The following is an 11,950-nucleotide window of genomic DNA, read 5'->3' as shown; positions in this document are numbered from 1 at the left end:
ATAAGATTCATTTAATAATTCAATTACTCTTTTTTTCTCAGCATCTGGAAATAAGCGTAACTGTTCAATAAATGTCTTTCCTATTTTCATTCGATAAATTGCGATTTTTTGATAAAAATCATCTAAATCATTTATATTACTTTCATATTTTTTAATTACTTTATCGATAGCGTATACACTTTCATATGCATCTTGGACTATTTTTAAGCTTCTTTCACGTGTAGTCGAATTAGTTCTACCTCTGTAGAAATAGACAAATTTATCTAAAACAACAGTTTTTTTAGACTTGAAGAATGTTTCAATAGAAAATAAGTGATCTTCACCATATTTTATTGATTCATCAAATGTAATATCTTTAATTAAATCAGTAAGATATAATTTTGCACAACAATTTGGCATTTGATATAATACTGGATTCTCTGTAATATGTGTTACATCATAATGATCTATTGACTTAAAATATGCTGCCCTCTCCGAATAATTAGGATTTCTAGTAAATGTTTCAAAAAACCTATTACCAATAAAACTCATCATATTTGCTGCTACAATATCACTATTTTCCTTCTCAGCGATATTGAACAACATCTCACATGCGTTTTCGTCTAGATAATCATCACCATCTAAGAAAGTAATGTATTTTGCATTTGCCATTCGAATTCCAATATTTCGCGGTCTTGATGGGCTTCCACTATTCTCTGAAAATTGATAATAAATATTTTCATTGTTTGTTGCCAATTGCTCTACAACATTTTTTGTTCCATCAGTTGACCCATCATCCACTACTATAACTTGAATATTTTTAAATGACTGATTAATAATCGAATTTATAGCTTCTTCTATATATTCAACCACATTATATGTAACAATCACTACTGCTATATCGTAAAATTTGATTCCTACTTTTTCCATGATTAACCCTAGTATCTCCTTTTTGTTATCTATAAGGTAATATATAGTTTAACTATCTTTATATAGTGCATTATAGATTTCTTCTGTGTGTTGATGATTTGTTCGAATCATGAACTTATTACTTTTTTCTAAATACACTGGTGCAATTTGCATTTCCTGATCAATAATTTGATTTAATTCAGATAATAATGTTTCAGTTGTTTCACAAACTTTGCCAAATAAATCCGTTTTATGGTTAATCGGGCCTTCATTGTAGTGCCTTGAATAAAACTCTTCATAATCAAATTGAAAAAATATTACTGGCTTTTTCATATAGACAAAATCAAAGGAAACTGTCGAGTAATCGGTGATTAGAAGCGCATGTTTTTTTAAAAGATCTTGTACTGTTTCTGATCCTTGTCGAATAACTCTAATTCTATTATGAAAATTAGGCATATCTTCTAATAATAGTTGTGTCTGATAATGTGGATAAAAATTCAGATATAAATCATTTTTTTCTAATATTTGATGTAAGTTACTATTATTAAGTAAATTAATGTAAGTTCTTAAATACCTTGATTTTGATAATTCCTCTGCAGTCTTGATCCAATTTCTCCATGTTGGCATTAAAAGTATTTCATTACCTTTACTAGTATCTATTAAGTTATCCCATCTAGCTAATCCGGTTACAATTACTTCATCATCTGAATAACCAAACTCTTTAACAATATGGTCCTTTTCAAATTGAGATGAAACAACAAAAACGGCAAAATCATATTGGTTTTTATTTAGTGCCTGATTAACTCTACTGACTCCTATTACCCCGTGTTGAATAAAAATTTTATCATTTTTTTGCCACTCAGGATAATATTTTACTACTTCTTTATAAGCCCTGGTATACATATTGGCCTGTTCAGCATAACTATTAATAGACTTTTTACAAAGTAACAAATAAAGCGTATGCTTGAAACTTCCATATTCAATAATATTTCCTAAGTCTTTTATGCGAAGATAATCAGATGACTTTTTATCAATTACATAGTAAATATTGTTTTCGGCGTGATTTTCTCTTGCGTATTTAAATAAATGATACGAATTATCTTGTGCAGTATCTTTTCTTTCACCGATTATTGTAATATTTTTATTACTATAAAATTTATCTAAAAGCACCTTACATATGATTGTTAACAATACGTCTTTTTCTTTTTTTAATATGAACCTACCTAAGGTACGAGTATGAAATTTTAACTTATTTAAAAATACTTTCGAACGGTTCTTTAACGATGCCTTTCTAACTGTTACTGACAGTGCATTGTGTTTATAAGTTGTTATAAACTGTGTTCCTTTTATTTGAGTAGGTTTTGTATTATTTTGTAATTGTATTAAACTTACATTTAATTTCCCTATAACACTTAATCCTTCTTGTTCAACTTTCAAGAATACGGACCAACTTCCATTGGATAAGAAAGACTTTAAATCAATCGTTAGTTTTTCAAAGCCAGAATGATCATAATTTACTTGATTCTTATCAAAGGTATAAGTTATATCTGTTCGAAGCATTGGCTTAAGAACAATTGTCTTTTCTTCTTTATTTTGGTTATTTTTAAAAACTAATGTCCTAATAATTTTTTCGGTAGATAAGTAGCGAATAAATGCAAAACCCTGTATGGTTAAGATAGATTCTCTAAGAGAAATTTGCTCAACTTTGTGACATAGCTCAAATTTTTCTACCTTTAATAAATTCATATCCTCTTTAAATAGCTTTGCTAAATAATGATAATAAACCCCATTTTCATATAAATACTCTTTAGAAAAATCAACTGAATGTTGACTCTCAATTACTTTTTGAAGCTTTTCTCCACTATTATTTTCTAATAAATAAACAATATATCGTTTATAAAGGTTAAGTGAAGGAACCGCGTCTTTTAAAGTTATATACGAGAGAAATTGTTGACCAATTGAAGCAAGTTTAATTTGCTCATCATAAGTTAACTTAGATGCTTTTAACTCGATTGAATCTAAGAAAAAATTCAATTGTCTTTCTTGAATAAACTTTAATTCTTCCGTACGGTTTTTCTTATAGTAGAGATCCAATAGTTCTTTTTGCAAGGTTACTAGTTGCTCAAAAAAATTAATATTACCTTGTTTTATTAAGCTCTCACTAGAGTTAATAATTCTATATCTAATAATGTCAATTTCCTTTACGACAACTTTATTTGAACTAAGTAAGCTTGTCTGTGTGAAAAGTAGATCTTCACCAACTCTTAAACTTTCATCAAACTTAATATTATCTCTAATTAATAATTCCCTTTTAAAAATTTTATTGCTTGCAGATGGAGTATAATGCAACTCAGGATTATTTTTTAAACTTCTGACTACAGGCAAATTTCTCTTAAATATTTTCTTCATATAAGATAATCGCCATGTTCTCATATCATTAAAGCAAAGAATATCTCCTATCCCTATATCTGCATTGTGTTTTTTTGCTAAGTTATAAAGCCCTTCATATCCTCTAGGAGTAGCTAAATCATCTCCATCTAAAAACGCTACATATTCGCCTTTAGCGTATTCTAAACCTTTATTTCGGGCAGCGCTAGGACCACTGTTAGATTGAGATATGAATAAACCATCCTGGAATTTTCCAATCATATTTTGTGCCATTTGACTACTTTGATCAGTTGAACCATCATCTACTACTATCAATTGTATATCTTTTAGCGTAGATTCTTTTATTGACTCAATACAGGCCTCAATATATTTTTCTTTATTATAATTAATGACGACTACACTTAATTTATAGGTTTTCAATTACGCTCACCTCAAGCATACAAGCAGATAATACTGAATACCGAAGTAACATATTCTTTCTTATCTTATTGACTTTTAATTATTGAATTTCAACAAAAAACATAACTTTATGTTTTGATTAACTAGCATAAAGTTTTTCTGCTGAAAATAACTTATCATAGATGGCTAGGAAAATTTGTTTTTCATTTTCCCAATTATATTTATGTCTAGCGACTAGACAATTTTTGCTTAATTCATTTCTTAATTTAGAATCATCTAATAGTGTATTAACTCCATCAGCAATAGATTGAATGTCATGTGAGTCAACACATATACCTGTGTGTTCACCTTCTACAACTTTTATAATTTCTGGAAAACTACAAGCTACTACAGGAACTCCACTCATTAAGTATTCAAACAACTTATTAGAAGATGCTGAATAATGATTAAAATTTATATTATTTAGAATTTGAAATCCTAAATACGCATTTCGAGTGTAATTTAGTAAATCAGCGACTGGAACTTTATCAATAAACTTTATTCGATCATGAAGGTTCATTTCATTTACCATTTCTAATAATAACGGTTTAATTTTCCCGTCACCAATAAAAACGACTGTTCCTCTTTTAAACAAAGGGGTAGCTTTGACGATTAATTCTAATCCTCTACCTTTTTGAATTCCACCTTGATAAAGTAAAATTGGCTCATCAGCTGGTAAATTTAATTTTTCATGTAAATTAATTGATTTACTTTTTTCAGGATATGATACAAAAGGATAGTTATGTATAACCTCAGGATATGGGATATCATATAGTTCTTGAGTATACTTAGCTCGTGTATCATTTTCATGAATCATTATGTCAATATATTTAATTAAAAACTTTTCAATTTTACCGAAAATTGGATTTTCATACCCTGAACGACTTGATTGAACTTCGTGAGAATCATATATTAGTTTACTTTTTTTAAATAATTTTGCACAAATAATTCCTTGCGGTAAAGTATTTAAATCATTAGCATGGTAGATATCATAATTCTTTTTCAACCCATGATAAATCATTTGAAGAATATTATATCCTCTAGTACAAGCTACTCGAACAATACGATTTCCAAATATACCTATAATCGCTATTATTAGTAAAGAGAAAATAGGTAAAAAATAAATGGCAATGATCGCAATAAGTGCTGCGACTAATTTAGTAAAGAAATTTCTCATACATAATTTCATTATACTATTTGAGTACTTAAATAATAGATTAATACCAAATGGTAATGAATTATTAACACGGATGACTTGAAACCCTTCCAACATTTCTTTTTTTGGAAGTGTCTTTGAGTCATCATGTAAACAGATTAAATCTACCTCATATCCAACCTCGGCAAGTGCCGAACATTCTCTTAAAACACGTGCATCATTTGTAAAATGATTAAATACAAAGGCACAAACTTTTTTATTCATGGATTTCCTCCATTACATTAATTAATTTGAATATATTTGTTTTCCATCTTAAATTTTCATATGCATATTGGTACCCATTTTCCCCCAACATTTTTCGTTCTAATTTGTCGGCAGCCAAATGCTTTATATGCCGAACAAGTTCCTCTTCAGTTCCTTCTTCTAATACTGTACCACAATTTGCATCCTTAATAATTTGTGCAGCATATCCGGCGACATTCCCAATAATTGGCTTTTTGAGACACATATAATCTATAATTTTACCCGGTAATACAGTCTTAAAGACTTCTTGATCAACTAGACTGACATATGTAATATCAGAATTTGAAACAAGTGAAAGTGTCTCAAGTCTTGATTTAGCAGAATATAAAGTTACATTTGTCAATTGATGCTCTTTAATGTAATTTTCAACTTCATTAACATTCTTTCCGTAACCAACAATAATAAAATGAAACTCTTTATATTCTTTCATTTGTATACTAGCATTTAAAAACTTATCCAAATCTTGCGCTAGTCCTAAATTTCCAGTGTAAATTATATTTATTTTCTCATCATGAATCTCTTCATTTATTGGTGTAAAATTCAATTCATCTTCTGTTAATGAATTTGGTAAAAATGAAATTTTACTTTCTTTAACACCCTTTTTAACCATATATTCCTTAAAACTTCTACTATTAATAATGATTTTATTTGCCTTTTTGTACAATAGAGATTCCACTTTGTAAGCAATCGATAAGATTATCTTGTTAGAAAATATATTCACACCTCTTAGTGACTCTGGCCATAAATCACGTATATCTAAAATAAGTGGTGCTCGTAAACGCCACTTTGAAATCAAACCTGCAATTCCAACAAAAATCGGTGGAGAGGTTACAAATACTATATCGAACTCTCGTTTATATTTAAAAATTTCAATAATAAAACGAACCATGACTTCTAAATATAAATAAAGTCTTTTAATAATACTCCCAGAATGATTTTTAATTGAAGGATCAATCCTTTTTAGATCTTTTTCATCAATTAATGATTCATTCCAAAATGCTTGATCATTATAAAGTTCTCGAGAAGGATATCTTGGATGTAATGTTAATACTTTTACGTCATAACCTTTTTCCTTCAGTTCAAGATAAATATTTTTTAGACGATTTGCCGCGCTACCTATTTCAGGATAAAAATGCTGCGTTATTAATAATATTTTTATTTTCTTATTCATAAAATACACCTCTTCTTTTAATAGAAGATTAATTCCTTATTTATTTTTATTAAGTTTATGTAAAATTATATAATTTGCGTTCTATTTCTAAGGAAAACGAATATGTATATAGTTTGTACATCCATATAACTAATAATAAAAATAAAAACTTAATAGTATTAATATCCCATATCTCATTCATGTATAATCTTATAACTAATTATCATTTTTAAATCAAAAAACAATAGTAATTTTAACACAATACGACAGTATATTCCATAAAGTGACCAAACTGTGACATAAACAAAGACTGCCCTTAAACAACTTATACTTAAGGACAGTCTTTCTATTTTGTACGTTAATAAGAATAAATTGGAAGCAACGTAGTTACCAATTCTAATAGAAAGTTACTACGCCTCCTCTATCTATATGATTATCTATTGAGGAAATTTCTTTATTTTTCGAATCCATTTGGATGGGATTGATGCCACTTCCACGCAGTCTGAATTATTTCTTCTAATTTGTATTTTGTTTTCCATCCAAGTTCATTATAAATTTTTTGTGATGATGCAACTAGATTCGCCGGATCACCAGCTCGACACTCACCAATTAAAACATTTGCTTTTAAACCTGTCACTTTTTCGCACATTTCAATTACTTCTTTAACCGAGTAACCTAATCCATTACCTAAATTATATGTTCGAGTAAAATTATCTTGTTCTAGCATTTTCTTTAGGGATGCAATATGAGCTCCTGCTAAATCTGTTATATGTATATAATCCCTTATACACGTTCCATCTGCAGTAGGATAATCTTCCCCAAAAACTGTAATACTATCTCTCTGACCTAATAAATGCTGTAAAATTAGAGGTATTAAATGGCTTTCAGGCGTATGGTCTTCACCAATTTCACCAGTAACATGAGCTCCTGCAGCATTAAAATAACGTAAAACAACATAGTCCAAGCCATAAGCAGAACGAAAATCACTTAATACGTTTTCGATCATCAATTTAGTTCGACCGTATGGATTAATTGGATTTGTTGGTGTTTCTTCTGTTATTAAATCAACATCCGGAATACCATAAGTTGCAGCTGTTGATGAGAAAATAAATTTCTTAACGCCAAACTCTAACATACTTCCCAACAATGTAATCGTTGCTGAAACATTATTTTGGTAATATTTTAATGGATTTACAACAGATTCACCAACAAGACTATTTGCAGCAAAGTGCATAACAGCATCAATGGATTTTTCTGTGAAAATTTCTGATAATAAATCAGCGTCACCAAGATTCCCTTCAATAAATTCTGCTCGAGGATCAACAGCTGAATGGTGTCCCGTTGATAAGTTATCTAATACAAGTACTTCAAAATTTTCATCTAATAATTCTTTTACAGTATGGCTACCAATGTAACCAGCCCCACCAACTACTAATATCATAAGATTCGCTCCTAATAAAAGAAATAAATATACACCAATACACAATACACTACTTTAAACTAATATTTTCAGAATAGTAGAGATCAACTAACAATATTATTTCGACTCTTTTCAATCTTCTTTAAACGGAAATTCCAATCGGATTTAATAATATCTTCCAAGCTATTTTCAACTTTCCAACCCAATTGTTCAATTGCCTTATTATTCGAAGCAATAATCGCAGCGGGATCGCCAGGTCGTCGACCACTATATTCAACTGGCACCTCAAGACCACTAACTTTCTCAACCATATTAATTATTTCTTGAACGGAAAATCCAGAATTAGAACCAAGGTTAAATATGCCACTTTGGCAATTGATAGTGAAATTAGCCCCTAATATATGGGCTTTTGCTACATCTGATACATGAATATAATCACGTATACACGTACCATCTTTCGTTTGGTAGTTTGTTCCATATACAACTAATTTATCATTCAAACCTAAAGCAGTTTGGATCGTAACTGGAATCAAATGTGTTAAATTATCCTTATACAATCCTATTTCACCTGTATAATCTGCTCCGGCAACATTAAAGTACCTTAAAATACAGTAATTAATACCTTTTGCTTGTGCCGTCCAATGAATTAATCTTTCCGCTGCTAATTTTGTTTCGCCGTATGGATTAATTGGTAAACAATAATCATCTTCTGTACAAAGAGAGTTAACTGGCTCACCATATACGGCTGCAGTAGAAGAAAATACAATATTATTAACTCTATTTTCAATCATGACATCTAAAAGAGTTTTAATTCCAATAACGTTATTATCATAATACTCAAGTGGTTTTTCAACACTTTCTGGAACAATAAGCTTTGCAGCAAAGTGCATGACACAATCAATATTTTTCTCTACTTTAAATATTTCATTAAGAGATTTAAAATCTCTAACGTCAGCATTATAAAACGTTGCTAGTTCATGTATGTCTTCTTCTCTACCTGTTGATAAATTGTCTACTACTACTACTTCGTGATTTTCGCGAATTAATTCATATACAGTGTGAGATCCAATATATCCCGCCCCACCAATTACCAATACTTTCACATGAACCCTCCTATTATGTAGAATAGAGAAATTTAAATATATTTTATAAAAGCTAATTATATCATATATTTAAAAAGAAGGCTGAATTCATACTAAATCCTATCTCAATCCGTGAAACAACCTTCATCTCATTTTCATAGATACTTCTATTCATATTTATTGTTTTTATTATTAGTAAGTTTTATTATATATCCTTCACTTTTATATTGGATTCATAGTGATCTATTGCCTAAATAACATGGCTAGAAACATATAAATAAAGAAACCACAAGATATTTTAACTATCTTGTGGTTAGTTGTTTTTTCAAGTTGTAATCTACTAAAATACACATTCATTGTTATTGATTTTCACCTTGACCAGGATGCTCATAATTCGTTAATGTCGGCGTCACGTAGATTGAATTAACATTATGCATAATGATTACATCATTTACTTTATACTTTTTAATATAATCAATGACAGGCATATTATTGTAAAATCTCAAGTCAAGTACTCTTGTTTCTTTATAATGGTTTACAAAGAATTGTATACTTGCATTTGCATAAGAATCTTTAATAATTAATAGTTTTCGATCCTTAACTTTGTCGTTATAAATGACTGTTTCAGGGTGATCTCCACCCATGTAAGAAACATATCGATTAGTATAGAGACTGACATTTTCTAATGGTTCTTTTGCATATAAACCTCTATTACATGTACTATTATAACAAACATTTAGATCCTGTTTTTTCTTACTTTCTACTACTGTTATTGTATCTGTTTTAGTTACATTTGCTTTTGTCGTTTTACGAGCATCCGAACCGTAAAACGGTAATCCTTCTTCTTTCCAAATGAAATCATCCGCGCTCAATGCTTTTCCAACTTCATTTGAATTTTGATATATCGTATTTATGATTGTTTGATACGAGTAAAATGCAGCCTTTGCCTTCCAATGGTGATCCGTATAATGATATAAATTTGGTTCATTTTTATGTTTATTCATAGTAATCCTTAGGTCTAAAGGATGTGCAATTGGATCAATATCACTAAAAAGATAATCCGAATCCTCATTCCCATAACTAGGAAAGTATGAAGGGAATTGATCTTCATAAGTAACTGATTTATTTGGTACTAAACTAAAATAAGTGTTCACTCCAAGCTTTGAAGCTTGTAATGCAAATTGATTTATTCTGTTTGCAATGACTTTTGCATTTGCTTTCGTTTCCTTAGGAACAGTTGATAATAATAAACCATTATTAGCAACATATACATCTTTTACAACATTTTGACCTAATAAATCTTTATTAATTGTTGCATTCGCTTCAATTAACTTTAATCTACCAGGAAATTGATCATTAAAATAAAGCTCAAATTCTTTTGAAAATTCTCCAGAGGCTAACTTATCTATACTCATTTTGGGCAATTGAGCAAGTGTTCGATTTTCAATCGTGGAATACTTCAAATCACCTTTTACCCAGACATAAATAGCGCCTGCAAAAATAATAAATAAGAAACTTATAACTATGAAATTACCTTGAAATCGATTGCTTTGCATAATAAACCTCCAACTTACTAGAAACGGAAATAGATAAATGGATTAAACGTGTTAGAAACAACACAAATAATTGAAATACCAAAAACGATTAAATAGAAACCTGTTAACCCAATATTACGACCGAAAATTCTTACAGCAAAGCTGGATTCTGATTGAACCATGATTTTATCTGCTAAGATTTTCATTAAAGGAGTTGCGCCAATAATAGCTAGTCCTATTAGAACACCATATTCAGCAAAATAATATCCCGCGCTTGAATCCCAAACAACCGTATTATTTAAACCGAACATTGTCTTAATATAATCAAATGCATAACTAAATGTTTCTGAACGGAAAAATACCCATCCAATTACGACAAGGAATGTAGCATAGATATGCTGAATTACATTAGGCAACTTTCTCAATATATCACCTAAGAAAGCTTTTTCAAGCATAATTAGTATTCCATAATAAATACCCCATGCGATAAATGTCCAACTTGCACCATGCCAAAAACCGGTAGCAAACCACACGATAAAAAGATTAATATACGTACGTACAGGAGAAACACGATTTCCACCTAACGGGATATATAGATAGTCTCTGAACCATGTTCCTAAAGAAATATGCCATCTTCTCCAAAATTCTGTTACTGATTTAGATATATATGGATAGTTAAAATTCTCTAAAAAATCAAACCCAAACATTTTTCCTAAACCAATTGCCATATCCGAATAACCAGAAAAATCAAAATATATTTGTAAAGAATAGGCAATTATACCGATCCACGCTAAACCAATAGACATATCATGTGGATTTTGCGCAAAAATCTGATCAGCAACCCAACCACAATTATTTGCTAAAAACATTTTCTTACCTAGACCAATAATAAATCTCTTAGTTCCATATGCAAATTTCTCTAAAGTCTCTTTTCGATCTGTAATTTGATGTGAAACAGTTTGATAACGAACAATAGGTCCAGCAATTAATTGTGGAAATAATGTTTTATAAGTAGCCATGTTCAATGGGTTTCTTTGTAATGCTCCATCTTTTCTATAAACATCAACTACATAACTAATTCCTTGGAAAGTAAAAAATGAAATTCCCAATGGTAATGGAATCTGAGGAATCGTAATATTTGTGTTCAATAATAAATTTATATTATCGACAAAGAAGTTTGAGTATTTGAAGAAACATAGTAACCCTAAATTGGCTACAAGCATTCCTGCCATAATCCATTTTATTGTAGTTTTCTTATTTCGATTTGCATCTACAATTAAAGCAAACACATAATTGATTATAATAGAAAGGAACATAACCAGTACAAATCTTGGCTCTCCCCATGCATAAAAAACTAAACTAGTTACTAATAACCATGCGTTTCGAAACATACGTGGTAATACAAAATAAACTAGTAATACAATAGGTAAAAATACAAACAAAAATACAGTTGAACTGAAAAGCATAATCTAGTCCTTTCTTTTTATGAATTTATGAATTTATCATTAATAATCTAAATTTTTCCCAACAGACAAAATTATCACATATAAATTGATAAATTTCTACAATATACTTATTTTAACTTTAAAG

General features: G+C 29.5%; 8 protein-coding genes. All 8 read right to left on the bottom strand.

All coding sequences use genetic code 11. The features are described 5' to 3' along the window. Nucleotides 1-909 (bottom strand): glycosyltransferase family 2 protein (locus tag CN514_RS03290; protein ID WP_141529289.1); only part of this gene is annotated, 909 nt, incomplete at its 3' end. Between the two features lie 48 nt (nucleotides 910-957). Further along, the gene (locus CN514_RS03285) at nucleotides 958-3,696 is read right to left on the bottom strand and encodes a bifunctional glycosyltransferase/CDP-glycerol:glycerophosphate glycerophosphotransferase (protein WP_098231372.1); all 2,739 of its coding nucleotides are present in this window, start codon (nucleotides 3,694-3,696) and stop codon (nucleotides 958-960) included. A gap of 118 nt (nucleotides 3,697-3,814) precedes the next feature. Beyond that, the gene (locus CN514_RS03280; RefSeq protein ID WP_098231371.1) at nucleotides 3,815-5,134 is read right to left on the bottom strand and encodes a glycosyltransferase; all 1,320 of its coding nucleotides are present in this window, start codon (nucleotides 5,132-5,134) and stop codon (nucleotides 3,815-3,817) included. Then, nucleotides 5,127-6,344: a glycosyltransferase family 4 protein gene (locus tag CN514_RS03275; protein WP_098231370.1), complete on the bottom strand. Its 1,218-nt coding sequence runs from the start codon at nucleotides 6,342-6,344 to the stop codon at nucleotides 5,127-5,129. The genes CN514_RS03280 and CN514_RS03275 overlap by 8 nt, the downstream gene beginning before the upstream one ends. A 433-nt stretch (nucleotides 6,345-6,777) precedes the next feature. After that, the gene (gene galE, locus CN514_RS03270; RefSeq protein WP_098231369.1) at nucleotides 6,778-7,764 is read right to left on the bottom strand and encodes a UDP-glucose 4-epimerase GalE; all 987 of its coding nucleotides are present in this window, start codon (nucleotides 7,762-7,764) and stop codon (nucleotides 6,778-6,780) included. An 83-nt stretch (nucleotides 7,765-7,847) separates the two neighbouring features. Then, nucleotides 7,848-8,846: a UDP-glucose 4-epimerase GalE gene (gene galE, locus CN514_RS03265; protein ID WP_098231368.1), complete on the bottom strand. Its 999-nt coding sequence runs from the start codon at nucleotides 8,844-8,846 to the stop codon at nucleotides 7,848-7,850. Between the two features lie 338 nt (nucleotides 8,847-9,184). Further along, on the bottom strand, nucleotides 9,185-10,381 hold the full coding sequence (locus tag CN514_RS03260) for a DHHW family protein (RefSeq protein WP_098231367.1): 1,197 nt from the start codon (nucleotides 10,379-10,381) through the stop codon (nucleotides 9,185-9,187). A gap of 17 nt (nucleotides 10,382-10,398) precedes the next feature. Next, nucleotides 10,399-11,826, bottom strand: coding sequence for an MBOAT family O-acyltransferase (locus CN514_RS03255; protein WP_098231366.1), 1,428 nt, complete (start codon nucleotides 11,824-11,826; stop codon nucleotides 10,399-10,401). Between the last annotated feature and the right edge of the window lie 124 nt (nucleotides 11,827-11,950).

Source organism: Bacillus sp. AFS001701 (genome assembly GCF_002559405.1).
GTDB lineage: Bacteria > Bacillota > Bacilli > Bacillales > Bacillaceae_G > Gottfriedia.
The sequence above is the reverse complement of the archived record's forward strand: the minus strand, read 5'-3'. Positions and strand labels throughout refer to the sequence as shown.

What these genes read in the sequence shown, in the direction of transcription:
- CN514_RS03275 (WP_098231370.1), bottom strand. Translation starts at nt 6,344, where the DNA reads ATGAATAAGAAAATAAAAATATTATTAATAACGCAGCATTTTTATCCT.
- CN514_RS03260 (WP_098231367.1), bottom strand. Translation starts at nt 10,381, where the DNA reads ATGCAAAGCAATCGATTTCAAGGTAATTTCATAGTTATAAGTTTCTTA.
- galE (WP_098231369.1), bottom strand. Translation starts at nt 7,764, where the DNA reads ATGATATTAGTAGTTGGTGGGGCTGGTTACATTGGTAGCCATACTGTA.
- CN514_RS03280 (WP_098231371.1), bottom strand. Translation starts at nt 5,134, where the DNA reads ATGAATAAAAAAGTTTGTGCCTTTGTATTTAATCATTTTACAAATGAT.
- CN514_RS03255 (WP_098231366.1), bottom strand. Translation starts at nt 11,826, where the DNA reads ATGCTTTTCAGTTCAACTGTATTTTTGTTTGTATTTTTACCTATTGTA.